20 protein-coding genes and 2 pseudogenes are annotated in these 25109 nt (G+C 54.7%); 6 read left to right on the forward strand and 16 right to left on the reverse strand.

What is annotated here, in order from left to right:
* Positions 1–47 precede the first annotated feature (47 nt).
* The 3 genes from ACZ1HF_RS05395 to ACZ1HF_RS05405 all read left to right on the forward strand — a co-directional run bounded on the left by ACZ1HF_RS05395 (position 48) and on the right by ACZ1HF_RS05405 (position 2519).
* The gene (locus tag ACZ1HF_RS05395) at positions 48–692 is read left to right on the forward strand and encodes a DsbA family oxidoreductase (RefSeq protein ID WP_472656540.1); all 645 of its coding nucleotides are present in this window, start codon (positions 48–50) and stop codon (positions 690–692) included.
* Positions 693–726: 34 nt separating this feature from the next.
* The gene (locus tag ACZ1HF_RS05400; RefSeq protein WP_472656541.1) at positions 727–1914 is read left to right on the forward strand and encodes a multidrug effflux MFS transporter; all 1188 of its coding nucleotides are present in this window, start codon (positions 727–729) and stop codon (positions 1912–1914) included.
* A gap of 68 nt (positions 1915–1982) precedes the next feature.
* A complete protein-coding gene (locus tag ACZ1HF_RS05405) occupies positions 1983–2519 on the forward strand; it encodes a peroxiredoxin-like family protein (protein WP_472656542.1) in 537 nt (178 codons plus the stop codon).
* A gap of 141 nt (positions 2520–2660) precedes the next feature.
* Here ACZ1HF_RS05405 and ACZ1HF_RS05410 read toward each other — a convergent pair whose 3' ends face one another.
* A complete protein-coding gene (locus ACZ1HF_RS05410) occupies positions 2661–3716 on the reverse strand; it encodes a glycosyltransferase family 2 protein (RefSeq protein ID WP_472656543.1) in 1056 nt (351 codons plus the stop codon).
* 143 nt (positions 3717–3859) lie between these two features.
* Positions 3860–5023 (reverse strand): M20 aminoacylase family protein, encoded by a 1164-nt coding sequence (locus ACZ1HF_RS05415; RefSeq protein WP_472656544.1) that lies wholly within the window; start codon positions 5021–5023, stop codon positions 3860–3862.
* Positions 5024–5080: 57 nt separating this feature from the next.
* Here ACZ1HF_RS05415 and mazG point away from each other — a divergent pair, with 57 nt between their 5' ends.
* A complete protein-coding gene (gene mazG, locus ACZ1HF_RS05420; protein ID WP_472656545.1) occupies positions 5081–5896 on the forward strand; it encodes a nucleoside triphosphate pyrophosphohydrolase in 816 nt (271 codons plus the stop codon).
* Between the two features lie 45 nt (positions 5897–5941).
* On the opposite strand, the gene ACZ1HF_RS05425 is transcribed toward mazG, so the two are convergent.
* Both ACZ1HF_RS05425 and ACZ1HF_RS05430 read right to left on the reverse strand, forming a co-directional pair.
* Positions 5942–6994, reverse strand: a complete 1053-nt coding sequence (locus tag ACZ1HF_RS05425; RefSeq protein WP_472656546.1) for a TAXI family TRAP transporter solute-binding subunit — start codon at positions 6992–6994, stop codon at positions 5942–5944.
* 384 nt (positions 6995–7378) lie between these two features.
* On the reverse strand, positions 7379–8869 hold the full coding sequence (locus ACZ1HF_RS05430) for a helicase HerA-like domain-containing protein (protein ID WP_472658985.1): 1491 nt from the start codon (positions 8867–8869) through the stop codon (positions 7379–7381).
* Positions 8870–9358: 489 nt separating this feature from the next.
* Between ACZ1HF_RS05430 and ACZ1HF_RS05435 the strand changes: the two genes are divergently transcribed.
* Positions 9359–10063, forward strand: a complete 705-nt coding sequence (locus tag ACZ1HF_RS05435) for an invasion associated locus B family protein (RefSeq protein ID WP_472656547.1) — start codon at positions 9359–9361, stop codon at positions 10061–10063.
* A 330-nt stretch (positions 10064–10393) separates the two neighbouring features.
* Here the strand turns inward: ACZ1HF_RS05435 and ACZ1HF_RS05440 are convergent, their stop codons facing one another.
* Positions 10394–13177 carry a [protein-PII] uridylyltransferase family protein gene (locus tag ACZ1HF_RS05440; RefSeq protein WP_472658986.1) on the reverse strand — a complete coding sequence of 928 codons (2784 nt, stop codon included), beginning with the start codon at positions 13175–13177 and terminating at the stop codon, positions 10394–10396.
* A gap of 90 nt (positions 13178–13267) precedes the next feature.
* On the opposite strand from ACZ1HF_RS05440, the gene ACZ1HF_RS05445 reads away from it, so the two are divergent.
* Positions 13268–13738, forward strand: coding sequence for a YbaK/EbsC family protein (locus ACZ1HF_RS05445; RefSeq protein ID WP_472656548.1), 471 nt, complete (start codon positions 13268–13270; stop codon positions 13736–13738).
* Here the strand turns inward: ACZ1HF_RS05445 and lpxB are convergent.
* From lpxB to frr, 11 genes and pseudogenes are all read right to left on the reverse strand, one after another.
* On the reverse strand, positions 13735–14904 hold the full coding sequence (lpxB, locus tag ACZ1HF_RS05450; RefSeq protein WP_472656549.1) for a lipid-A-disaccharide synthase: 1170 nt from the start codon (positions 14902–14904) through the stop codon (positions 13735–13737). The two genes, ACZ1HF_RS05445 and lpxB, sit on opposite strands and share 4 nt — an antisense overlap.
* Entirely contained in the window at positions 14901–15812 is a 912-nt protein-coding gene (locus tag ACZ1HF_RS05455) for an LpxI family protein (RefSeq protein WP_472656550.1), read from the reverse strand. The genes lpxB and ACZ1HF_RS05455 overlap by 4 nt, the downstream gene beginning before the upstream one ends.
* On the reverse strand, positions 15812–16597 hold the full coding sequence (gene lpxA, locus ACZ1HF_RS05460) for an acyl-ACP--UDP-N-acetylglucosamine O-acyltransferase (RefSeq protein ID WP_472656551.1): 786 nt from the start codon (positions 16595–16597) through the stop codon (positions 15812–15814). Before lpxA ends, ACZ1HF_RS05455 begins: the two co-directional genes overlap by 1 nt.
* A complete protein-coding gene (gene fabZ, locus ACZ1HF_RS05465; protein ID WP_472656552.1) occupies positions 16594–17052 on the reverse strand; it encodes a 3-hydroxyacyl-ACP dehydratase FabZ in 459 nt (152 codons plus the stop codon). The genes lpxA and fabZ overlap by 4 nt, the downstream gene beginning before the upstream one ends.
* Before the next feature lie 67 nt (positions 17053–17119).
* Positions 17120–17728, reverse strand: a complete 609-nt coding sequence (locus tag ACZ1HF_RS05470; protein WP_472656553.1) for an OmpH/Skp family outer membrane protein — start codon at positions 17726–17728, stop codon at positions 17120–17122.
* A gap of 2 nt (positions 17729–17730) precedes the next feature.
* Positions 17731–20106 carry an outer membrane protein assembly factor BamA gene (gene bamA, locus ACZ1HF_RS05475; protein WP_472658987.1) on the reverse strand — a complete coding sequence of 792 codons (2376 nt, stop codon included), beginning with the start codon at positions 20104–20106 and terminating at the stop codon, positions 17731–17733.
* A 309-nt stretch (positions 20107–20415) separates the two neighbouring features.
* Positions 20416–21751: pseudogene (gene rseP / locus ACZ1HF_RS05480) on the reverse strand (RIP metalloprotease RseP).
* A gap of 14 nt (positions 21752–21765) precedes the next feature.
* Positions 21766–22941, reverse strand: a complete 1176-nt coding sequence (dxr, locus tag ACZ1HF_RS05485; protein ID WP_472656554.1) for a 1-deoxy-D-xylulose-5-phosphate reductoisomerase — start codon at positions 22939–22941, stop codon at positions 21766–21768.
* Positions 22941–23744, reverse strand: coding sequence for a phosphatidate cytidylyltransferase (locus ACZ1HF_RS05490; protein WP_472656555.1), 804 nt, complete (start codon positions 23742–23744; stop codon positions 22941–22943). The genes dxr and ACZ1HF_RS05490 overlap by 1 nt, the downstream gene beginning before the upstream one ends.
* A gap of 5 nt (positions 23745–23749) precedes the next feature.
* A pseudogene (uppS, locus tag ACZ1HF_RS05495) lies at positions 23750–24474 on the reverse strand (polyprenyl diphosphate synthase).
* Between the two features lie 64 nt (positions 24475–24538).
* Positions 24539–25102 (reverse strand): ribosome recycling factor, encoded by a 564-nt coding sequence (gene frr, locus ACZ1HF_RS05500; RefSeq protein WP_472656556.1) that lies wholly within the window; start codon positions 25100–25102, stop codon positions 24539–24541.
* Between the last annotated feature and the right edge of the window lie 7 nt (positions 25103–25109).

Below are 25109 nucleotides of genomic sequence, written 5' to 3' on the forward strand. Positions count from 1 at the left end.
TGCCTAAAGGTCAAACACACTGCCATGACTAGTAAGATGAGCCCCTCATGATCAAACTCGATATCATCTCTGACCCGATCTGCCCTTGGTGCTATATCGGCAAAGCACATCTGGATCGCGCGCTGGAAAAACACCCAGATCATCCGTTTGCTATCGAATGGCACCCTTTCCAGCTAAACCCTGATATGCCAGCAGACGGCATGGACCGTCGCACCTATCTTGAGACCAAATTCGGCGGCAAAGATAACGCTGTGCGGGTTTATGGCCAGATCGCAGAGGCCGCGGAAGCCGCTGGCCTTGAGATTGATTTCGCCGGGATCAAAACAACACCAAACACCATTAACGCCCATCGTCTGATCCATTGGGCCGGGCTGGAGGGGCGCCAGACCGCCGTGGTCTCGGCCCTGTTTCGGGCCTATTTCGTGCAGGGCCGCGATATTGGCGACATCGAAACCCTGCTCGATATTGCCGAAAGTGCCGGTATGGACCGGGCCATGACCGCGCGCCTGTTTGATAGTGACGCAGATGCCGATGACATCCGCGCCCGTGATGCCAATGCCCGCGAAAAAGGTGTAACCGGCGTTCCGACCTTCGTGATCGCGAACCAGCACGTCCTGCCCGGCGCGCAACAACCTGATCTGTGGGGGCAGGTGATAGAAGACATCAACGCACAACTGGCAGAACAGGCGTGATCACGGCGCAGCTTTTAGCAAACTGGCGTGACGCGTGACTGACGCCCGTCGCCTGCCTCTGCCTGAATTTATCGCTCTGATAGGCATGTTGTTTGCCACCGTGGCTTTCTCGATCGATGCGATGCTGCCAGCCCTGCCCAGCATCGCGGCAGAACTTAGCCCCAAAGCCCCTAATAACGCCCAGCTGATCCTGACCAGCTTCGTCTTTGGCATGGGGTTGGGCACATTCTTTACCGGACCTTTGTCGGACACATTGGGACGCAGGCCCGTTATTCTGGGCGGTGCGGCGCTTTATATTCTGGGTGCCGCACTGGCGAGCTTTGCTCAAACGCTGGAAACGGTCATCGCCGCCCGCGTGTTGCAAGGCCTGGGCGCGGCTGGGCCACGCATTGTAGCGCTGGCGATTGTGCGAGATTTGTATGATGGCCGCCAGATGGCGCGGATCATGTCTTTTGCGATGATGATCTTCACGCTTGTGCCCGCCATCGCGCCATCTATCGGCGCAGTGATTATCGGCAATGGCAGTTGGCGTGTGATCTTTTTGGCGTTCATCCTGTTCTCGATAGTGACAATGTCGTGGCTCATGATCCGGCAGCCTGAAACCCTGCCCCGTGACAAGCGGCGTCCGTTTCGGCCCACCAGCTTGATCGCAGCTGTTAAGGAATGCTTTGGGAACCGGGTTTTCACCATATCCACACTTACCCAGACTTTGTGTTTCGGGATACTTTTTGGCTGCCTCAGCTCGACCCAGCAGATCTTTGACACAACCTACGGTCGCAATGACAGCTTCCCGCTGTGGTTCGCGCTGATCGCTTTGATTGCTGGCACAGCCAGCCTGATCAATGCAGCTTTGGTCGTGCGTTTGGGCATGCGCAAAATGGCGCTCTACGGGTTTGGTGGGCAAATCCTGCTGTCGGGCATCGTGGCCTTATGGGGCACCGCCAGCGGCGATGTGCCCTTCGCGCTTTATGTTATCTGGACCACAAGCGTGTTTTTTATGGCAGGCCTCGTGATCGGCAACCTCAACGCCATGGCGATGGAACCTGTAGGACATATCGCAGGTCTTGCCGCCTCGGTCATCGGGGCAGTTTCAACCGTTCTGGCCGTGCTGGTCGCAGCACCATTGGGATTGGCCTTTGATGGCACCCCTCTGCCGCTGGCCTTTGGCATTTGCGTTTTGTCGGGCTTGGGCTTCGCGCTGCTGAAATTAGGGCTGCGATGACCGATTTGTGAATGTTCATCCGGGCGCAACCCTGCAACAAAACACCCGAACAAAAAAGAGATACCTCAATGCTTATGCCACGCCAGAAAACCCCTGATCTTTCTCTGCCCCTGCTGGGCGGAGGTCAATTTGACCTGAGCACTGACGGGTCGGACCGTGGCACGGTTATCTGCTTTTATCGCGGCTTGCATTGCCCGCTCTGCGCCACTTACCTCAAAGAGCTTGAAAAGCTTACAGGTGACTTCGCCCATCGCGGCGTAAAGACCATCGCCATCAGTTCAGACGGTGAAGAGCGCACGCAAGGTATGGCGGACAAGATCGAGGCGCGCGATCTGCGTTTTGCCTATGATCTGCCACTGGCCAAGGCGAAAGAATGGGGGCTCTATATCTCAACCTCGCGCGGCAAAACATCCATCGGTATCGAAGAACCCGCGCTGTTTTCCGAGCCCGGTCTGTTTCTGGTGAACCCGGATCAGACGCTGTATTACATGTCGGTGCAGACCATGCCTTTCGTACGTCCGCATTTCTCGGAACTTCTGGGGGCTGTCGATTTCGCCATCGACAAGGGCTATCCGGCGCGGGGCGAATATGAAGGCGCGCTGTAAGGCATAGCGCGACTGTATCGCCTTTCCGCTGTATTATGGTCGGAGCTTAAAAGGCAGACATACATGAACGAGGCCCGCGGCAGGTTGCGGGCCTTAATTGACGCTTTGATCCAGTATCATCTTGCACGCTGCCCCGTACACTCACCATTCTAATTGAGGCTCGGTTTTTGCCTGCCAAAGCGCGATCTGTAGTGCGCACCGTCGCAGCCTGCGCCTATGCTTTCCAGCCAATCCGACGAAATGCTTGTTAAGCACGCTATCTTGTTCTAAACCCGGTGTGATAGATGAGGATATTGGGGGTGGATCAAAAGCAAGCATATCAGCAATTGCTTTATCTAAAATCCGAGTGTCGCCTAAAATATTCAGCAACGCTGCCTGTTTCGCCTCAAAGTTTGACTTAATCCAGTCGGGAACCGGGTCACGCTCAGTGTTGAAGTCGTGCCGATGAAAGTAATCCGTACTTCGCGTCAAAGTAGGAATATCGGCCAAGCCGCGCGTAAGTTTCTTCTGTAAAAACTCTCCCCAGGACCGCACAGTATAATGATTGATACGGAATGGCTTCCAGAAGACACGGTTTCCGATCCCTACCCGTGTCAGTCCTAGAGGAGAAAAATCAGCTCCCAGATGCTGAAAACCTAACTTGAGCTTCATATGATGCGGATTTGGAAGATCGCCCCCAAAAGCGGAAGGTCTGATGATCGATTTGTAATGTAGGTTAATGCCAGTCCGCGCGACATGATCATCATACATCGGGGCCCGTTGTGTAAAACGATAAGGCACAGGCTCGGAGCTAGCCCTAAGATGCCCCGACGACCCGTATGTAGCCCAGTTAAACGAGATTGATCCGCAATCCGGCGGAAGCTTGGCGAGAAGTTCCGATAGACTTACCTCTGGATCTGAGGGAAGCAGGAACTCATCCGCATCAAAAAAGGCGATCCAGTCAACCGCAAGACGATCAGCCACACGAGCAGCGTGCGCATAAGCATCAAGCTGCGGTATCTCATGAAGACGGGTAGGCATCTGAAAACTTCGCACAGCATTTTTGTCTTGTAGCTGTTTCAGAATCTCCGAAGTCCCATCACTGCTATCGTTATCGGCGATTATGAAATCTGTAAAACCAAGCGCTCTATGCCAAGCCAACCAATCTATAAGATAGGGGGCTTCGTTCTTAACGATGCCGCATAATGCAATTCGCACTCGTTCCTCCCGGCAATAAATCTACTTTTCCCTAAATTCTTTAGACCCATAGAACAAGTCACCGGGGCAATTCTGTCGAAAACTTAGGTATAGTTCAAAGCTAACAAGGGATAGCACAGCGAAACTGATGACACATCCAACACTCAACTCACTGGCTGTGACCGCTCGACAAGTTGTGCAAAGAATGAGGCACCGATAGGTGCTATGTCATCATTAAAATCATAGGCCGGGTGGTGCAGCCCGGCGCTCTCGCCTTGGCCGATATTGATGTAAGCACCGGGGCGCGCCTCCAGCATGTATGAGAAATCTTCTGCCCCCATGGTTGGATTGCAGGTGTCATTAACAAAAGCATCACCCGAGACGGCCCGGGCGGTGTCTGCCGCAAAAGCGGTTTGATCGGCATGGTTGACCGTGGCCGGGTAGCCCTGCTGATAGTCCAGCCGCGCTTCGACGCCATAGCTGGCCGCCTGACCTGCGACAATGGCTTCCATCCGGTCCATGACCATTTGCTGCACGGCTTTATCAAAGGTGCGCACTGTGCCGCAGATATAGGCCTCTTCAGGAATGATATTGTCGGCAGAGCCCGTATGGATTTGCGTAACCGACACTACAAGCTCGTCCAGCGTATAGTGATTACGGCTAACAATCGTCTGAATTGCCTGCACAATTCCAGTAGCAGCTACAATCGGGTCGCGGGTCTGATGCGGCATGGCACCGTGACCACCTTGACCGTTGATATAGATTTCAAACGTATCAACCGCAGCCATCATCGGGCCGGGGCGGATCTGGAAATGACCTACAGGCAAGCCGGGTTTATTATGCATGGCATAGACTTCACCAATATCGAAACGCTGCATTATGCCTTCTTCGACCATAACGCCTGCCCCGCCACCGCCTTCCTCAGCGGGTTGAAAGATCAACGCAACACGGCCTTTGAACCGGCGCGTCTCGGCCAGGTATCTCGCGGCCCCCAGTAGCATTGTCGTATGGCCATCATGCCCACAGGCATGCATTTTGCCGGGCGTCTGCGACGCATGGTCAGCCCCAGTTGCTTCCTCTATTGGCAGAGCATCCATATCAGCGCGCAAACCAACGGTCGGGCCGTCGCCCCGCCCTTCAATGATCGCAACCACGCCGGTTTTGGCAATGCCTTGGTGAATGTCTGTGATCCCGAATTCACGCAACCGTTCCACAACAAACGCAGCCGTGTTGTGACAGTCAAATTGCAGCTCAGGGTTTTGATGCATCCAGCGGCGCCAGCCTTTCATATCCTCGGCAAAATCAGCGATACGGTTGACGGGTGGCATAGGCGGGCTCCTTCTGGCAATGTCGCGCCATGTTGTTCCAAAGCCGGACCGCCTGCAATGCCTGATCTGATCAATGACCCAAAGGGCGGAATGGCCCGTTTGCTGGAAATCATGCGCCGGCTGCGGGATCCTGAAACGGGTTGCCCATGGGATATCGAACAGGACTTCAGCTCGATTGCCCCTTACACAATTGAAGAGGCCTATGAAGTCGCGGATGCTATCGAGCGGCAGGATTGGGACGAACTGAAAGGCGAACTTGGGGATTTGCTGTTGCAGACCGTGTATCATGCGCAGATGGGCGAAGAGGCCGGACTGTTCGACTTCGACAGCGTTGCAAATACAATTTCCGACAAGATGGTCGCCCGCCATCCCCATGTGTTTGGTGCCGCATCACGGGATAAATCCGCAGACCAGCAGACGGCGGATTGGGAACGCATCAAAGCGCGCGAACGGGCTGGTAAGGCTCAACGTGGCACGTTGGACGGGGTTGCTATCGGGCTGCCCGCCCTGGTGCGCGCAGTCAAGCTGCAAAAGCGCGCGGCCCGGGTCGGATTTGACTGGCCGTTCATTGATCAGGTGCTGGATAAAATCAGCGAAGAAGCTCAGGAGCTGCGCGAGGCCTATAGCACCCTATCGCAAAAAGAGATTGAGGAAGAATTTGGCGACCTTTTATTCGTAATGGCCAATCTGGCGCGGCATATGAAGCTCGATCCTGAAAGCGCCCTGCGGGCAGCCAATGCCAAGTTCACGCGCCGGTTTGAAGCGGTTGAGGCGAAGCTGGCAGCGCTTGGTAAAACCCCGGCCGAGTCTGATTTGGAAGAAATGGACGCCTTGTGGGATGCGGTCAAATCCGAAGAACGCGGCAATGGGTGAAATCATGCAAGCCCTTTATCGGGCCTGCATGATCCCGTGATTAGATCAGCATCCGCCGAGTGCTGCGCAGATGCGTTGTTTGTAGATCACGTTTGCCTCGGGTTCTTCTTCTGCAGCAGCAGCCTCTGCTGCCTGGATGGTGCATTGCGACGTATAGTCCTCTGCAATGCCGCGATTGACACAGGCCCCGATCGTCCAGCCGGGCGGAATATCGGTAAGGTCAACATTGTTCCACTTGGGATGCCCTGTCTGCTTCAGCTTGTCGAAGTTGGAAAACACCAGATTGGAGAAGTCTGATACAGCATCGCAGCTTTGTCGGTGATAGTTGTTCTTGCCCAGATCATAATCGTAGGTCATTAGCACAGCTTTTACAGCCATAAGATCGACCGGTTCTTTCTGGAAAGGATAGGTATTTGCTGGCAATGTCGCAGCCGTATAAGATTCTGTCAGGACGCTATCAGTCAACGGCACAAGCTGGTAAAGTTCCGGATCAATCCGCTCATCGGCCAACAAGGCTGTCGGCGCGCCCGCGACGTAGAAAAATGCGTCGATTTCGTCTTTCAGCAAAGCTTCGAGCGAGTCTTTGGCGTTCAGATTCAGCTTACTGCCAGGATCGGTATTTGTCTGATCCAGAACAAGTGATGCTGTCAGAAATGTCCCGCTGTCCTGCACCCCGACAGACACACGCCTGCCGTTCAGCTCTGCCAGTGACATAATCTCGCGTTTGGCAAGAACCTGAATTTCCTCGTTATAAAGAGGTGCCGCAATCACCACACCGGCAATGGCACGTTGAATATCTGGATCATCTTTTGAATAGGTCTGGAAATAATCAAGCACATCACTTTGAACAATACCGAATTGCGTATTACGCCGATCCCGAACAGCAAGGATATTTTCCAGTGATCCCGCGCTTTGTTGAACTGTCAGGTCTTTGCCACAGGTCAAGCCAAGCTCCGCGATATCACGGCCGATCTGGATGTAGGTCCCAGATGCGCCACCCGTCATGATGTTCTTTTCGAATGTGTCCTGAGCCCAAAGCGGCCCCTGTGACGCGAACGACATCGCACACACAATTCCAAGTATTTTTACTATTTTCATCTTTACTCCCCTATTTTTAAAGTAAATCTCTCAGGTGAGGGATCAAAGTCATACTACAATTTTGAGTTGCTGTGTTTGGCGGTAATAACAATGCCTCAGCCTGATCCCTAGTAATAACCCTCCCACAAGTCGATCTGCTGAAATAAGAGTGCTTTATTTTCATGAACATGGGAATATAGAAAATATGACTTGCCATTAATACATTGGTATAAATCAATTATTTTAAAATCTAATTTTCAAATTCCTGAATGACTCTCTTTGTTAGGCTCTAAAAAATAGCTTCTAATCCACACAATTATTGGCCAAACACGGGTTTTGTTTCAATGCAAACGAATCTATTTGCGTGACCTGCTTTCCTTTTCTGAAGGGCTGGCAGGCCATTGCTCAACGTCCCTTGAACAGGCTGCCCATCACCCCACGCACAATGGCCGTGCCCGCTTTGGTGCCAATTGATCGCATCATGGATTTGGCAAAAGCCGTCCCCACGGAATCGCCACGACGCGTTGTGCGCTTCTTTGTCGTTGACCGGCCTACCCGTGTCCCGGAATAGCGTCGCCCGGTTTGATATTCACGCTCCCGTGCCTCCATTTCTTCTTCACGCGCTTCAGCTTCTTCCGCAGCCTTGGCCGCGTCTTCGGCGCGTTTTTGAAGCATCTCAAAAGCGGAATTCCGGTCAACCTCGGCTTCATACTTGCCAGCAACCGGAGAGCTGTTCATTGCAGCCTTACGCTCAATCGCTGTGATCGGGCCAAGCTGTGAAGATGGCGGTCGGATCAGGGTACGCTCTACAATGCCCGGAACACCTTTTTCCATCAGCATTGATGTCACAGCTTCCCCTACGCCAACCTCCTTGATCGCGTCCTCCACATCAAAGCGCGGGTTTTCACGGTATGTCTCAGCTGCGGCGCGCAACTCCTTGAAATCCTTCTTGGTAAAGGCCCGCAAGGCATGCTGAACGCGATTGCCAAGCTGCCCTAGAATATCCTCCGGAACATCTGCGGGCTGCTGTGTGATGAAGTACACCCCCACCCCCTTGGAACGGATCAGACGCGCCACCTGCTCAACCTTGTCGACCAGCGCTTTCGGGGCACCTTCGAACAGCAAATGCGCTTCATCGAAGAAGAAGACGAATTTCGGTTTGTCCGGGTCGCCCACTTCAGGCAGGGTTTCAAACAGCTCTGACAACAGCCACAGCAGGAAAGTCGCATAGAGCTTTGGCGACCCCATCAATTTGTCGGCGGCAAGAATATTAATCTGTCCCCGGCCCGCTGTATCGGTGACAAACATATCTTCAAGGTCCAGCGCCGGTTCACCAAACAGCTTTTCTGCGCCCTGATTTTCAAGCACCAGCAAACGGCGCTGAATGGCACCTACGGATTGCGATGATACAAACCCGTAACGCAAAGCCAAATCTTTGGCGTTCTGGCCGATCCAGACCAGCAGCGCCTGTAGGTCTTTCAGATCGAGCAATGACAGACCTTCTTCATCAGCCACACGGAAGGCAATGTTGAGAATCCCCTCCTGCGCCTCGCTCAACTCCATGAGCCGCGACAACAATAACGGCCCCATTTCCGAGACGGTTGTGCGGACCGGATGGCCCTGCTCGCCATACAAATCCCAGAACGTCACCGGGAATGTGTCATAGGCGAAATCGTCAAAGCCAATACTACCCGCACGTTTCAAAAAGGCGTCATGCAGTTTATGACTGTCCGAGCCCGCCGCGGCCAACCCTGACAAATCACCCTTCACATCGGACATGAACACCGGCACCCCGGCGTTTGAAAAATTTTCTGCAAGGATTTGTAATGTCACAGTTTTTCCGGTGCCTGTGGCCCCAGCAATAAGACCATGCCGGTTTGCGTAACGCAGCAACATATGTTGCTTTTCTTTGTAGTCTTCACCACCACCGCCAATGAAAATTGTCTTTTGATCCGACACGATGTCTGTTCCTTCCGAAAAACCGTTACGGCAAAATACATTGTTAATCTGTTTGTGCCAGTCTCATTCCTACGCAGGCAAAGACCCAAGCAGGTCAGCGCAGGCATGACTTCCTCCCTGTCAACTGAGCCGTGTCACCGCGACACGGCCTTTTTTATTTGATTTCAATTAGTTTACCGTAACTCATAAAGCCTGTTGACCGATCCGTGGCCTTGTCATAACTTTGACATATAAGTCGGCCAGTCCGACGGGGAGAGAAGAAAAAGGGAAGGGTCTGTTATCAGGCCCTTTTCCTGATTCAAAGGTATAGGTTGGCGGGCTGTTGCCGCCTTGGACAAAGCTATCTCACATCTCTGTTTTCGCGCCTGACACTGCCTCGGCCCCATGCTACATGTCCTTGTGAGTAGTAACCGATATGGAACGAACATGTCTGATCTTTTGAAATCACTTTTAATCTGTGCAGGGCTCGCTGTCTCTGCCCCTGCCATCGCGCAGGACGCAACCACACCTGCACCCGCCCCGGAAACAGAGGCACCAGAAGGGCAGCCCGCGACACCACAAGACGACGCAGAAGTGCCTGCACCTGAAGAGACCCCTGATGAGCGTACTGACGGGCTGGCCACCGGCACCGAAGTCGGCCCGGATGTTGGCCAGACTTATGTTGTCTCAGAACATGGCGATTGGGAATTACGTTGCATCAAGGCACCCGAGGGTACAAAGGATCCGTGCCAACTGTACCAATTGCTGGAAGATCAGAACGACAACGCTGTCGCAGAAATCAACCTGTTCAACTTGCCCGAAGGTGACAAGCTGGCAGCAGGCGCAACTATTGTAACGCCGCTGGAAACCCTGTTGACCCGTCAATTGGTGATGTCGGTAGATGGCGGCCCTGCCAAAACATATCCGTTTACATTTTGCACGCAGGTAGGTTGCTTTGCCCGTGTAGGGTTTACCGCAGACGATATTGCTTCGTTCAAGCGCGGCAAGGGTGCGAAGATTACGATCATCCCTGCGCAAGCCCCGGACCAAAAAGTAGAGCTGGGCGTGTCCCTGACAGGCTTCACTGCCGGTCTGGAAGCTGTGACTGAGGCAACCAAGCCAGATGCGACCCCTGCCCCAGCATCTGAATAATCTGCTCGGCCGTTAAGCGACACTTCGCGTAACGGCCAGCTACTCTGGTACGCGCGCCTTGCGCCCCCGCGCCGCTTAGGCGTTGAAGGGGCTGTAAGACCTGCGGTCAAAACCGCGCTCATCGGATGATCCGGTGCCTCGGCGCCATAATGCACCAACAGCTTTTCAATCCTTGGGCGCGTCTCTTCGCCCATGGGCAGGCTAAGCGCCCAATCCAGAAATATAGACCGACACTCAGCGACCGTAATCCCATCAATCTGATAGGCGTCGCAGATAAGGCCCTTACTGTCGAGATCTTTGAGGTTCATAAAGTAACTTCCACTTGAAACTTTACTTAGCACGCGGCTGCGTTTGCGCCAGTACCGTTTCAATTCTATCCGCTGCAATTTTGCGATGTTTTACGAGCGCTGTTTCCAGCTCACTTAGCGATCCGACGTCAGTATCGCGTAACAGCACGTCCACACCTCCACGACCCAGCTGCGCGACATCAAGCGGGCTATCGGTCAGCAAACGACTTGTCTGACGTATTTTCCAAAAGAGGCGATAGGCCTGTTCAAGCGCCTCTGCCGCATCTGCGGATAGCCAACCCAGAACAACGCCAGCGCGCAACTGGTCTGACACCGCGCGGGTCTGACTGCCGGACATAAGCGCCCCTGCCTGCGCCATCAGCTCAATATCCTGCTGCCCGCCGGGTCCGTCCTTCACCGCCCAGATGCTCCCCACCCGCCCCGCAGCCAGCAAGCGTTGACGCATCTCAGCGGTCTCTTGCATCACTTTGGTACGGTCATGGCCGATGGTCAGGACCGACGCGCGCACCGCATCCACATCGGCCATCAGATCAGCGGCCCCCGCAACAGCGCGGGCGCGGGTCAGGGCCAGATGCTCCCAAACCCAGGCCTCGTCCTGCTGGTAAGCCGCATAGGAAGATAGCGAGGTTGCGACAGGCCCTGCCTGCCCGGACGGGCGTAGACGCATATCCACATCATAAAGCTTGCCCTCCGCCGTAAGTGCAGACAGCGCCGTGACCAAAGCCTGTGTTAGCCGGGCAAAATAGGTACGGGTTGGCAAGGGGCGCCGCCCATCCGAAGCCTCTACCCTTGCCGCATCGTAGATCACGATCAGATCAAGATCAGATCGCGCTGACAAACGGTCTGCCCCAAGCGACCCCATACCAAGTACCATAGCCCCACGCCCCGGCGGATTGCCATGATTACCCGCGAACTGAGCGATGACGACCGGGAACAAAGCCTGCAGAACCGCGCCCGCCAGTTCAGCATATTCTACGCCTGCTTCTTCAGGGCTGATCAATCCGCGCAGGTGATGTACCCCGATACGGAAATGCCATTCCTTCTGCCAACGACGCGCCGCGTCCAGCTTGGCTTCATAGTCATCGCGTCCGACCAGAATGTCGCTTAACTCCACAGTCAAAACATGCTGACCCGGCCAGTCCGAGAAAAAGCTGCCCCCGATCACAGCATCAAGAACCCCGGCATTATGCGCCAGATACGCGGCTAAAGCGGGGGATGTGGCACAAATATCTACGATCAACTGTGTCAGGTGCGGATTGGACTCAAACAGGGAAAAGACCTGCACCCCAGCGGGCAGGCCAGACAGGAACCGCTCGAACTCTGCTAAGGCCTCGTCCGGTTTGGCAGCAGCGTCCAATCGGCTCAGAATGTCCGGAAACAGACGTTTGAAAATCTCGACAGCACGGGGCGACCGTAACGCAGGAAAACTGCGCCATTTTTCAAGGTATTCAGCAGCATCAGGGCGCAAGGTGCCTGTATCAGACGGGGCAAAGAACTCTTCCGTCAGATCAGAGACTACGCCCAATCGATGCGCGAGCTGGGCCTTGAAGTCATCCGTTTCTATATAACCGGCAAAGCGCGCCAGCCTGTCAAACCCCTCGTCATTGGTCGGCAGATCGTGGGTTTGTGCATCACCTATCATCTGCAATCGATGCTCGACTTCGCGATGCGCGCGATAGGCGTCGGTCAGGGTCTTGGCCACCTCTGTGTCGATCCAGCCCGCTTGTTCCAAACACGCCAGCCCCTCAACGGTGCCACGCACCCGCAAAGCAGGATCGCGCCCGCCTGCAATGATCTGACGGGTCTGGGTAAAGAACTCGATCTCCCGAATACCGCCAGCGCCCAGCTTCATATTGTGGCCAGACAGCTCTATCGCATCGCGCAGGCCTTTGTGATCGCGGATGCGCAGGCGCATATCGTGGGCATCCTGGATGGCTGCGAAATCAAGATGCTTGCGCCAAACGAACGGAATGAGCCGTTCCAGAAAAGCATGACCGGCATCGATATCGCCCGCGCAAGGGCGCGCTTTGATAAAGGCGGCGCGTTCCCAGGTGCGGCCAACGCTTTCATAATACCGCTCGGCCGTTTCCATCGCGATGCAAACCGGCGTGACTGACGCATCGGGGCGCAGACGCAGATCGGTTCGAAAAACATAGCCGTCCTGCGTGACATCCGACAGCAGCGCAACCAACCGTCGGGTGATCCGCACAAAACTGGCACGCGCGTCCATGTAATCATCAGGCGCAAAGCGGGTTTCGTCAAACAAGCAGATCAGATCAATATCCGAGGAATAGTTCAGCTCCCCCGCGCCCATCTTGCCCATGGCAAGCACGGACATACCGCCTGCGGTGGCTATATCATCTTCGGTCAGTCCGGGTAGTTTACCACGCGCGATTTCGGCGCCGACAAGGGACTTCAAGGCCACATCGGTGGCCGTGTCGGCAAGATCGGTCAGGCATTGCGTGACCGTTTCCAATGGCCAGACACCGCCCAGATCCGCCAAGGCCGCCAATAGCGCCAGACGGCGTTTGGCTTGTCGCAGGCCGTATTTCATCTGATCGGCGGACAGCATGCGCAGGTCAGACAGAACCGTATCACGCAACGCATCTGCACTTCGCGTCTTAAGACCCATCACCCAATCCTGCTCTTGGTGAAGAAGCCCCGCCAGATAGGGGCTGCACCCGGCTGTACCAGCAATGAGGTTCCGCAATGGCTCAGCAAGATCACTGAACAGTGCTGCAACTTCTTCGGCCCTATCAGGTTGATAGGGGATCGGGCTGCGGGTGATGTGATCAGCGAAAGTCATATCCAAGGATGAGAGCCCGCGCACGCCGGGTCAACCATGACTTGTAACTGCCCTGCATTCCAATAACAAAGATCATGAAGGAGATACGCGATGAGCAAAAGTCTGAAGCGCGTCAAAACCGCCTTGTCAGAGGCAGGGCTTGATATCGAGATTGTCGAAACCGGGGACAGCACGCGCACGGCCCAACAAGCAGCAGATGTCGTCGGGTGCGAGGTGGACCAAATCGCAAAGTCGATCATCTTTCAAGGGCACACGGGTGGCAAAGCTATCCTATTCCTGACGGCGGGTGGCAACACGGTGTCGCTGCCGAAAGCGGCTGATGTTGCCGGGCAAGGGCTGGACAAGGCTGATGCAGCGTTAATCCGTGCGCAGACCGGATTTGCGATTGGTGGCGTCTCACCCGTTGGCCATCTGAGCCCGATTCAGAGCTTCATCGACCCGCACCTGACCACCTTTGAGACAGTCTGGGCAGCAGCAGGAACACCGCGCCATATTTTTCGGATTACCCCGGATCAATTGATCGCCTTGACGGGCGGCACAGTGGTGGATTTTACCAACTAGCCACTACCGTTGATTACATCCAGCACCACCCGCGCCGCCCGCAAACCCGGGGCCTCCTGTCCTTTGCCAAGACGTTCCATCGTCACCGCTGCCGCAGCGCGTTGTGCGTCCTGCGCGGCAGGATCGTTGAGAAGGTCAAGCACGGCTGTTGCTATGGCATCAGGCTTGCAATCAGCCCCCAGAAATTCCGGCACAGCACGTGTTTCAGAGACCAGATTGACCAGCGTGACCGTATCAATGCGCAACATCTGCTTGATCATCTGACGCGAGAGCCAATTCATATCATAGGCCACAACCATCGGCGTCGTGTTTGCGGCAAGTTCCAACGACACCGTACCTGACGCTGCCAAAGCCACATCCGCCGCTTTAAACGCCGCGCGCTTAAGGGGCATCGCATATGCCCCCTGCCCGCGCGGATCCAGCACAATAGGGTCGCCGGGCCAATCTGCGGTCAGGCTTTTAACAGTTTCTGCCACGGCATCTGCTGCCGGAATAATGACACGTGCATCCGGGCGGGCCTGCGTGATCTGGCGTAACGCATCGCCAAAGATCGGGGACAGGCGCGCAACCTCCCCCTGCCGTGAGCCCGGCAGGACCAGAATGACAGACGCGTTATCCAAACCTTGCGCGGCCCGAAACTCTGCCGCGTCGGTGTCTGAAGCAACGGGTTCGCTGACGACCGGATGACCGACAAAATCGCAGCCCATACCAGCGGCATGCATATAGGGCGGCTCAAACGGAAACAGCGCCAGAACATGGTCGATCATCTTGGCCATCTTGACTGCGCGCCCCGGTCGCCAAGCCCAAACAGTGGGGGCCACGTAATGGATCGTCGGAATATTTGCAGAGGCCTTGACGCGCGCGGCCACCCGCAGGCAAAAATCAGGGCTATCGATCGTGATCAGCGCGTCCGGGGCCTGCGCGATGACATCCGCCGCCGCCTGATCGCGGCGTTTCAGCAAACCGCGCAATCGCGGCAGGACCTCGGCCAAGCCCATGACGCTCAGCTCCTCCATCGGGAACAGGCTGCTCATCCCTTCGGCCTGCATAAGCGGACCACCAATGCCTGCAAACTGCGCATCGGGCACCAGCTCTTTCACCCCGGCCATCAGCGCCGCGCCAAGCTTGTCGCCCGAAGGTTCCCCTGCAATCAGGTAAAGCTTCATTCCCGTACCCAGAGAAACAGCCCATGTGCATTCGCCAGATCAATCACTGCTGGCTGGTCCAACACCATAACCTGACCAGCTTTGATCACCACGCCTTGCAGCCCCACCTCGGCAGCAAGTGTCATGGTATTGGGGCCTATGGTCGGCACATCAACGCGCATGTCTTGCCCCGGCTTGGGCATCTTGCACAGAATTCCGCCGCCGGGCAGCGCCGGATCACGCGACAAGCGAATTTGACCAGTTTCAGCGCCATCGCCAGTTAGCCAGTCAACCGCCCATCCCAGTGGGTCAGATGTATCGTCCATGGTCGAGCTACTGCGCATCGGCTTCAGTAGAGAGCGTAACATCCAATCCGTTCCGGGCAACGCTTCAATCGCCAGTGCTTGCCCTTCCGCCACGATACAGGCCTGCCCCACATCAACCGTGGCCATGGCAGCAATGATCGCCTCGCCATGTTCTGCGTCTTGCTGGTGCTGTTCAGTGGGCTGCCTTTCCGTCAGCACACCCGCATCCGGCAGAAGATCGGGGGCAATGTCATGGGCCGCGCGGACTTTCAGACCCGCCTCTTCAAAGAAATCAAGGACAATACGCAAAGCCGCATCATCGCCCGCCTGTAGCGCAGTCATCATGCGTGGGACCAAAGGCATTGTTGCGGCATCTATCAGCGTTGGATCCAAACGCGGGCGCGCCACAGCGCCGGCAAAACAAACCTCAGTGACACCGTGGCTTTTCAGCGTTTCAAGAAATGTACCCAACCGTTCCACACGAAACCGCGTCACCGGCCTGTCACCCCGCGCGTCTGAGCCATGCCCTTCCATTTCGCACAGCTGGAATGGAATAGCCTGTGCTTCCAGCACCTTTATCAAAACGCCGGGCAATTGCCCGTCCCCTGTGATCAAAGCCAGCATCAGCGAGGCGTCAAGAACGACCTGTCGCTTGCCCCCAAAATGAAGTCAACCACTTCACGCACGTAAACGCTGTCGGTCTCATCCGAAAGCCTGCGCGCACGGTCCTGAAAGGCCCCATCCCCCTGTCGCAACATCTGGTATGCCGCGCGCAAAGCGGTGATATCCGCCCGCGCCACACCAGCGCGCTTGAGGCCAACGTAGTTCAGCCCATCCAACTCGCCACGCGGAGCCTGCACCAGACCATAAGGGATCACATCATTTGTGACCATCGTAACCGCCCCGATGATCGCGCCACGCCCAACGCGCACGTACTGATGAATACCGGCAAGACCGCCGATAATGACCTTGTCTTCTATAATGCAATGGCCCGCCAGTGCGGCCTGATTGGCCATGATAACGCCATTGCCAACAACGGCATCGTGGCCCACATGAGCCCCCGTCATGAACAGGTTGTCATCACCAACACGCGTCACGCCGCCACCGCCTTCAGTCCCGGTGTTCATTGTTACGCCTTCGCGGATACGATTGCGGGCCCCGATATCCAACCGTGTCTCTTCTCCGGCGAACTTCAAATCTTGCGGGATCTCACCCAAAGTGGCGAACGGGAACACAACCGTATCTTCACCGATAGAAGTATGCCCCGCCACCACAACATGACTTTTCAGCTCTACACCAGCGGCAAGTTTGACATTTGGACCAACAGTACAGAACGGACCAATTGTTGCCCCTTGCGCAATCTGCGCACCATTTTCGATAATGGCAGAGGGATGTATCCGAGCGCTCATTCTTTTGGCAGGTCCATCATCGCAGTGAATTCTGCTTCGGCCGCCATATCCCCTTCAACAGTAGCAATGCCTTTGAATTTCCAGACCTTTGCGCCGGGTTTGCCGCGTGTGGCTTCAACCGACAGGTGCAGTACATCACCGGGCACCACCTTGCGGCGGAATTTACAGCCGTCAATGCCCATGAAGTAAACCAGCAAATCTTTGTCAGCCATATCCATCGTTACGCCGACCATAACAGCCGCAGTCTGGGCCATCGCTTCGATGATTGTCACCCCCGGCATAATTGGGGCGCCGGGGAAATGGCCTTGAAAATGTGGTTCATTGAAGGTGACGTTTTTAATGCCCACGGCGCTTTTGCCAGCCTCAATATCCACGACTTTATCGATCAGCAGGAAGGGATAGCGATGAGGGATGATCCGTTGGATCAAGTCAATATCAGCCGTGGTTTGGGTCATTATATCCTCGCCTAAAGTCACCCGTTAAATCTCAGTAGCAGTGCGTCCGGCACCACACAAGCGGGGGTCAGTTATCGTTTTGTTGCGTTATATTTCCGTCATCGGGATTAAGCGTGGGGCTTTGAGGCCCGAATGTTCCTTCGGGCAACGGCCCAAGCGGCGTGGTTCCGATCTCAGCGTTTACACGAAGGATTGCCTCATCGGTTATATCAATGCGTTTGACCGAAAGAATAACCGCCGAGTCGCTCAGGATCGTCACAGCCCCTGTGTCTTCAACCAGCTTGAACAAGACAGGGTAAGCCAGTTCAAAGAACCGGGTTCGTTCAGCCTCGGACCGTCTGCGAATGCCATCGCGTTTGTCTATCTGCTCTTTGCGGATTTTGGTGACACGTTCATCAAATTCTTCCGCCAACTTGCGAAACTCTACCGGGTCCATTTCGGGGCGTTTGTTGGTTAAGTCCTGTTCTTCGGCGACCAGTTCTGCTTCGATCCGGCGGTTTTCTGCGGCCAACTCAGATGAGATTGCCTCCAACTCGGCCTGAACCCGTTTCCCGTAATCAGACAGGATATAAAGCCTATCCTGATTAAGCGTCAGAACAGGGCTATTGGGCGGGCTCTGGGCAAAAACCGGATGCGCGATGCACAGACATGCCAGACACAGCGCCAGCCATCTCATGGTTAAAACTGGGTTGAAACGGTCAAATCAAAGCTCCGTTCCAGATCGCCCGGCTCTTTGACAAGTGCTTTAGAAAAGTTAAAGCGTAATGGTCCGATTTGCGTATTCCAGAAGACCGAGAAGCCAATGACAGACCGCAGGTTCAAGCTGTCATCTACAAGGCCAGTGGGCTGTATTGCACCAGCTGTTCCCGCGATATCATCCAATCCCCAGACAGAGCCAACGTCGAAGAAAACCCCGCCAGTGATGCCATATTCATCAGGCAAGCCAACGGGGAATTCCGCCTCAAGACGGGCCACGGCAAAGTAATTGCCGCCAAGCGCATCACCACCGGCAGAATCGCGGTCACGTGGCCCAACCCCTGCCCCGTCAAATCCACGCAGTCGGTTAGAGTTCAGAAAAAAGCGCTCGGTAATGCGGCTATTGCCAGACAAAGTTGTCAGGGCGCCAAACTCAAACTCAGCCCGTAGGGTCACTTCTTCTCGTGCAACTTTGGTTTGTGCCGAGATAAGGCCGGTTGTTTGGATATATTCCGTATCCCCGCCGATACCCGCATATTGTTGCCCAAAGCGCAGCAAGACGCCGGCATTGGGATTCAGACCTGTACGACGGGTATCATAGGAATAAGAATAGTCGAGAGCAGATGTAATCTGAGATCCGGCTTCTCGCTGAATAATGGGCGATACATCCGCCTGCACATTTTGGATTCTGTCTTCAGAAATCTGATACCCAAACCGCAGCCGTCCGTTTTCGCTTACGGGAAACTCTATACTGGGCGCAATCCCAATATTTTGAGTATCATAATTCGCAAATTGCGAATCTGTCGTGCGGTAATAAGCGTTCAGCCCAAACGCAAGATCGCGCCCAAGGAATGCAGGTTCCAGGAAATTTATATTCGTGTTCTGATTGTCTGATCCCGTATCAAGCGAGAATGACAAGCGTTGCCCCCGACCAAGGAAATTTCGTTCGCTAAAGTTTACATTGAACGACACACCATTGACGGCACCATAACTGACACCAAAGCCAAGAGAGCCAGTTGTCGTTTCTTCAACGTCAACGTCTACAACCACCTGACCCGGGCCACTGCCTTCGCGGGTATTCACATCAGCATTCGAGAAGTAATTCAGCGCGCGAATACGTTCGGCCGCATCGCGTATCTCACGGGGGTTGAAAGGATCACCCTCGACGGTGCGGAACTGGCGTCGGATGACACGATCAAGCGTCGTAGCATTGCCTTCAATATCGATGCGTTCCACAAAGACACGTGGCCCACGTGTTACGTTGAACTCAACGTTCAGAATTACATTGGCATCGTCGCGGTTGATGCGCGGTTCTACCCGAATAAAGTTCAGCCCTTTTTGCAGCGCCAGCCGTTCCATACGGGTGATCGTATTTTCCACACGCTCGGGCGAATACACTGATCCCGGCTTGATTTTCGATACCGCCTGAAATTCTTCTGTATCGATCTGGGTCAGATCGCTGACTGTGGTAATCTCACCAAACCGAAACTGCTGACCTTCCTGAACGTTGAAGGTCACAAAGAACGCATCCCGTTCACGCGTTAGTTCAGGGGTCGCGGATAAGACCTGAAAATCGACATAGCCCCGTGACAGGTAAAAATCCCGAAGAAGCTGACGGTCGAAATTGATCCGGTCGGCAACAAACGTATCGCTTTGAATGAGCGTCCTGAAAATCCCTGCCTGTTTGCTTTCAATCACTCGCCGCAACCTACGGTCGCTATAGGCGCGGTTGCCGACAAAGCTGACCCGCTCGACCTCAACCACACGGCCCTCTGTAACTTCAAAAACCAGATCAACCCTGTTGTTGGAACGTGGAATAATCCTGGGCGTTACAGTGGCTGCAATTCGGCCAGCCTGACGGTAGGCTTCGGTCAAAAGTGCTGCGTCAGCTTCTGCGGTTGCAGGGCTGTAGACGCGCCGGGATTGCGATTGCACCAATGCTTGCAGGTCTTCGTCCTTAAGGCGTCTGTTACCTTCGATATTGACCTGATTGATGGTCGGATATTCCTTAACGGTCACAATCAGCCGATTACCCGCCGGAACAATATCGACCGTTTCAAAAAGGCCTGAGCGTTGCAATCGCTGAAAGGCATCATTCAGTTTTGCTGCAGAGACAGGCTGCCCCGGCGTGAGTTCCAGAAAGCTGAGGATCGTTGCATCCTCGATGCGTTGGTTTCCTTCAATCTCGACCCGAGAAACATTATAGGTTTGCGCCTCCGCGGGGGTGATATGCGTAACGCCACCCAGCGTGGCACAAGCCAAAAGCCCCGTGACGATGTTCAATCTGATGAATTTTCTGAGGGCTGCGCCGCGTGTGCGATCTTCATGTGCTCGGGTCTCGCTCTGACACTCTGTAATATATGCCCTGAGTATCCCGAGTCTTGCCGGTTGTCAAAACGAACGACAGTAAAGAAATTCAATGATAGTTATCGTAAACTAATGGCCGAAAAATGCTTTAAAAAGTGGCCTCAGAGACCCGCTACATAATTGCTCAACACAACGCCCAAAGCGATGGCCAGAACAAAAAGTAACCGGTCCGCATTCAATGCGAACAGCAATCTCAAACAATCATATGAAGTCGACGCAGGTTGCATAAAACCGTCTCACGTAATTGTGTAGTGCTCATATCACACTCAAATCTGACGATAATGTGGCTGAATTTTGACGTTACACGCAGAAAAGGTCGTTCGACAGGGCGAACATCATGAAAGACAGCAACACCGCAAGACCGCTCATCATCAGGATTTGCAGGGCTTTGTCACTTGGAGGATGTCCTGAAACAGCCTCAAACGCGTGAAAGACCAGATGCCCACCGTCCAGAACCGGGATTGGGAACAGGTTCAGCAGTCCCACAGCCGTCGACAGCATTGCAACGAACATAATAAATTCCAGCAAGCCCTGTGACGCCATATCGCCAGAAGTCTGTGCAATACCGATTGGGCCCTGAATATTACAAGAACTGATCGCACCGGTGATCATATGGTAGATGCCTGACAGGCTTGAGGTCACGATAAGCCATGTTTGTTGTGCGCCGCTTGAAATTGCTTCCCCAATACCCAACCTCTCCACAGGGGGGTCAAAAAATACGGTGCCCGAAAAGCCGATCAGCCAGCGCGTCTCAAACCCGCCATTGCTGCGGGGAATATCGCGTTTACGTGGGGCCAAAGCAACTTCATAGACTTCACCATCACGCCAGACGCTCAGCACCATGGGCTTGCCTTCCCCTTCCTGGGCGGCTTCCTGAAGCTGTCTGAGGGCGTTCACAGGCTCCCCGTCGACGGACAGGATCACATCCCCCACCTTCATATCAACATCCATCGCAGCCGATTTGGGCTGAAGCCGGTCGATAATAGCGGGCATGGGAAACATGCCCTCTAGGGTCAGTTCGGCACCATCACGCTCGATCTTGTATTCGACAGTCTTGGAAGGCTCCAGCTCTCGCGCAGTTTCATAAAGTGTTGTCAGGTCCGGTATATCCACGCCCGAAATCGAAAGAATACGGTCGCCGGGCTTAAGTACATGCTCCCCCCGGAAGGGGCTTTAACGTCCCGATAACCGGTTCGTCCTCTGTTGTTCCAGAGAATAGAAAAACACCGGCAAATACAAGGATCGACATGATAAAATTGAACACAGGACCCGCTGCAACGGTGGCAGAGCGTCGCCACAAATCCGCCCCATGCATAGTGCGCTTGCGCTCAGCATCACTGAGCTGGCCGATTGTTTCGTCGTCTTTGCCACTGGCCGCGTTGGAGTCGCCCAGAAATTTCACATACCCCCCGAATGGAAGGGCAGCCAGTTGCCATTTGGTGCCATGTTTATCAACGCGCGAATACAGAATCGGGCCGAAGCCAAGGCTGAACACTTCAGCATGAATGCCGCACCAACGCCCGACAATATAATGGCCATATTCATGCACCGCGACGATAACGCTTAGCGCGACAACAAATGCCAATATAGTTGACAAAAACCCACCAAATTGCGGGATTGTTCCCAGAATATCCATATGTCAGCCCTGCCCTAACGTGCGATCTTCCGAATAATCTCGGCGGCACTGTTACGTGCCAAATGGTCCATTTGCACCACGTTATCAAGGGTTATCATGGCAGAGTTATGACCATTTTCTGCGTCAATCTGCTCTAAAACGCCCTCAACAACCCGTGCCATTTCCAAAAATCCGATATTTCCTGCGATGAATGCATTCAGGGCGGCCTCTTTCGCGCCATTGAATGCAGCCCCACTCAGCCCGCCCGTCTGCATCACAAAACGCGACAATGCCAGCGCTGGGTAGCGATCGGGATCGGCGGCCCGAAATTCCAACTGACCTATCTGCACCAGATCAAGCCGGTCCACTGGCACATGCCGCCGATCCGGCCAGTGCAAAGCATACCCAATGGCGTGACGCATATCAGGCGGGCCGAGATGGGCCATCAGGCCACCATCCGTGAAACCAACCAAGGCATGAACAAGAGATTGCGGGTGGATCACCGCCTCGATCTGATCAGGATGCACACCAAAGAATTCTTTCGTCTCGATCAACTCCATCGCTTTGTTAAACAGCGACGCCGAGTCAATGGTAATTCGCTGCCCCATATCCCAGTTCGGATGGTTTGACGCCTGCTCCAGCGTGGCTGTCTTGAGACGATCCAACGACCAGTCGCGGAAGGCCCCGCCCGAGGCCGTGATGACGATCCGCTCAACAGCGTTGATATCTTCGCCGACAAGCGCTTGAAAAATGGCTGAATGCTCGCTGTCTACTGGAATGATTGTGGCGCCATGCTTCTTTGCCTCAAACAGCATAAGCGGTCCGGCCGTCACCAGACTTTCCTTATTCGCCAGCGCCAATGTCGTGCCGTGGCGCAGCGCATGTAACCCGGGTGCCAGCCCCGCAGCGCCAACAATAGCGGACATGATCCAGTCGGCAGGGCGATCTGCTGCTTCGATCAGCGCATCCGGTCCGGCTGCAATCTCGATCCCGCTGCCCTCTAGCGCCTCGGCCAGAGGGTCGTAACAGTCCTCAAACGCAGTTACAGCAAGCCCTGCGCCAGTGGCTTTCGCCTGCTGCGCCAAAAGCGTCACGTTGCGCCCGCCTGTCAAGACCACCACATCGTAGCTGTCAGGGTGCCGCAGGATCAGGTCGACCGTGTTACATCCGATCGACCCGGTTGAGCCAAAGATGGAAACTTTACGGACCATCACAGCACTGGCGGAAAGTCGACCAACTGTTCGATCAGCAATAGAAAAACCGATGCGCCCAGCATACCGTCAAAACGATCAAAAACGCCCCCATGCCCCGGAATCAGGTTCGAGCTGTCCTTCACGCCCATCTTGCGTTTCATAGCGCTTTCACCAATATCGCCCATCTGCGCCGCCATAGACAGCGCCACCGAGATGCCAATGATCTCGACCCCGACGCCCGGATACCCCATGAACAGCGCCCCAACCACACCCGCAGCAACCCACCCAGCCACGGTTCCGGACCATGTTTTCTTGGGGCTGACACGTGGCCAGAATTTTGGGCCACCTAGAAACCGCCCAGCGAAATAGCCAAACACATCTGTTGCAATCACGATCAGCGCCAACCACAGCATCCAGCGAAAGCCAAAATCAATCCGTTGAACGGCCAGACCGAACGACGCAATGACGATCAGCGCTGTGAAAACCATGAAAAGCGTGCGGTTCTTATCAAGAAACCCGATTCCGGCAATGGCTGGTAGCAACAGAAACGGCAGACCTAGCCCCACCGGCAGCAGGCGAGCAACAAGCAGAGCAGCACCTGCACCAACGCCTAAGATCAACGCACGTTTATTGCCCCCTCCAAGCATGCGCACAAGTTCCCAGACAAGGGCGGCGCATATTATAGCCAGCAAGCCCAGAAACCATACGCCCCCGAGCCAAACAGCGGTCAATCCCAGCACGGCCATCACCAGGCCAGAGCCCATACGGACAGCAAGGTCGCCCCATTTGTCAGTGCTGGGTGTCAGCCCGTCACCAGCCATATCAATCAAGCCCGGATTGCGCCGTAGCGTCGTTCACGCATACCAAAGCGACGCACAACATCGCTAAATATATCAGGCGAGAAATCTGGCCAAAGCGTATCGATAAACTCATATTCTGCATAAGCCGATTGCCACAAAAGAAAGTTTGATATCCGGGCCTCCCGCTCGTGCGGATCACCAGATCAGGGTCAGGCAGCACGTAGGTATCCAGAAAACTGGCCAGCGTTTCGCTGTCGACCTGATCAGGTTTCAGCCGTCCTTCGGCGACCTCGACTGCAAGCCTCTGCGTGGCACGCGTCACCTCATCCCGCCCACCATAGTTGAGCGCAATCGTCAGATGAACCTTGTCGTTTTTCTTGGTCAGATCTTCCAGGTATTTCATCAGAACCTGCAATTTCTTATCCAAAGCGACACGGTCGCCGATAAAGCGGACGCAAACACCTTCTTTGTAAAGATTGCTCGCCTCACGCTGAATGTAGCGACGAAACAGCGCCATGAGGCCTGCCACTTCGGTTTGTGTTCGTTTCCAGTTTTCCGTCGAAAAGGCAAAGATGGTCAGGTATTTCACGCCCAGGCTTGGGCAAGTCTCAACCACCTGCCGCACACGCTTTGCGCCTGCCCGGTGGCCGAACAGGCGCGGCCTGCCCCGTTGCGTGGCCCAGCGTCCGTTGCCATCCATAATGATAGCCACATGCTTCGGGCCAGTCGGGTTGATCTCATGAACGCTCATCACATTGCCTCAATAAAAACTTTTTACCAGAAAAACATTTGGGTTTGGCAGGATTGTGACGCCATTAGACCTGCATGATCTCTTCTTGCTTCTTGTCAAGCGCGTCATCGATCAGTTTGATCTGGGCATCGGTCATATCCTGAACCTCCTGTTCCCAAAGTTTCTGATCGTCTTCCGACATACCGTCGGCCTTTGCCTTCTTGATCTGATCCATACCGTCGCGGCGAATATTGCGCACAGAAATACGCGCATTCTCGGCATAGGTGCCAGCGACTTTTGAAAGCTCGCGGCGGCGTTCCTCGTTCAGCTCGGGTATGGGCAGCATTATAATTGTGCCGTTCAGTTGCGGGTTGATGCCCAGCCCGCTTTCGCGGATGGCTTTCTCAACCTTGCCAACCAGCCCCTTGTCCCAAACATTGATCGTGACCATCCGCGGCTCGGGTACATTCACGGTCCCCACCTGATTGATCGGCGTCATAGAGCCGTAGGCATCTACCATCACAGGCTCCAGCATAGAAGCAGACGCCCGCCCGGTTCTAAGCGAGGCGAATTCCGTGCGCAGAGATGCCATCGACCCATCCATGCGTCTTTGCAAATCATCAGTATCAAGAATGAAATCTTCAGCCATCGTTATG

Source organism: Litoreibacter sp. GN1-5, assembly GCF_055693805.1.

Excerpts from the sequence above, each read along its gene's own strand:
- ACZ1HF_RS05395 (WP_472656540.1), top strand. The coding sequence starts at position 48 with ATGATCAAACTCGATATCATCTCTGACCCGATCTGCCCTTGGTGCTAT.
- ACZ1HF_RS05405 (WP_472656542.1), top strand. The coding sequence starts at position 1,983 with ATGCTTATGCCACGCCAGAAAACCCCTGATCTTTCTCTGCCCCTGCTG.
- ACZ1HF_RS05415 (WP_472656544.1), bottom strand. The coding sequence starts at position 5,023 with ATGCCACCCGTCAACCGTATCGCTGATTTTGCCGAGGATATGAAAGGC.
- mazG (WP_472656545.1), top strand. The coding sequence starts at position 5,081 with ATGCCTGATCTGATCAATGACCCAAAGGGCGGAATGGCCCGTTTGCTG.
- ACZ1HF_RS05425 (WP_472656546.1), bottom strand. The coding sequence starts at position 6,994 with ATGAAAATAGTAAAAATACTTGGAATTGTGTGTGCGATGTCGTTCGCG.
- ACZ1HF_RS05430 (WP_472658985.1), bottom strand. The coding sequence starts at position 8,869 with ATGTTGCTGCGTTACGCAAACCGGCATGGTCTTATTGCTGGGGCCACA.
- ACZ1HF_RS05435 (WP_472656547.1), top strand. The coding sequence starts at position 9,359 with ATGTCTGATCTTTTGAAATCACTTTTAATCTGTGCAGGGCTCGCTGTC.
- ACZ1HF_RS05440 (WP_472658986.1), bottom strand. The coding sequence starts at position 13,177 with ATGACTTTCGCTGATCACATCACCCGCAGCCCGATCCCCTATCAACCT.
- ACZ1HF_RS05445 (WP_472656548.1), top strand. The coding sequence starts at position 13,268 with ATGAGCAAAAGTCTGAAGCGCGTCAAAACCGCCTTGTCAGAGGCAGGG.
- lpxB (WP_472656549.1), bottom strand. The coding sequence starts at position 14,904 with ATGAAGCTTTACCTGATTGCAGGGGAACCTTCGGGCGACAAGCTTGGC.
- ACZ1HF_RS05455 (WP_472656550.1), bottom strand. The coding sequence starts at position 15,812 with ATGCTGGCTTTGATCACAGGGGACGGGCAATTGCCCGGCGTTTTGATA.
- lpxA (WP_472656551.1), bottom strand. The coding sequence starts at position 16,597 with ATGAGCGCTCGGATACATCCCTCTGCCATTATCGAAAATGGTGCGCAG.
- fabZ (WP_472656552.1), bottom strand. The coding sequence starts at position 17,052 with ATGACCCAAACCACGGCTGATATTGACTTGATCCAACGGATCATCCCT.
- ACZ1HF_RS05470 (WP_472656553.1), bottom strand. The coding sequence starts at position 17,728 with ATGAGATGGCTGGCGCTGTGTCTGGCATGTCTGTGCATCGCGCATCCG.
- dxr (WP_472656554.1), bottom strand. The coding sequence starts at position 22,941 with ATGGTCCGTAAAGTTTCCATCTTTGGCTCAACCGGGTCGATCGGATGT.
- ACZ1HF_RS05490 (WP_472656555.1), bottom strand. The coding sequence starts at position 23,744 with ATGGCTGGTGACGGGCTGACACCCAGCACTGACAAATGGGGCGACCTT.
- frr (WP_472656556.1), bottom strand. The coding sequence starts at position 25,102 with ATGGCTGAAGATTTCATTCTTGATACTGATGATTTGCAAAGACGCATG.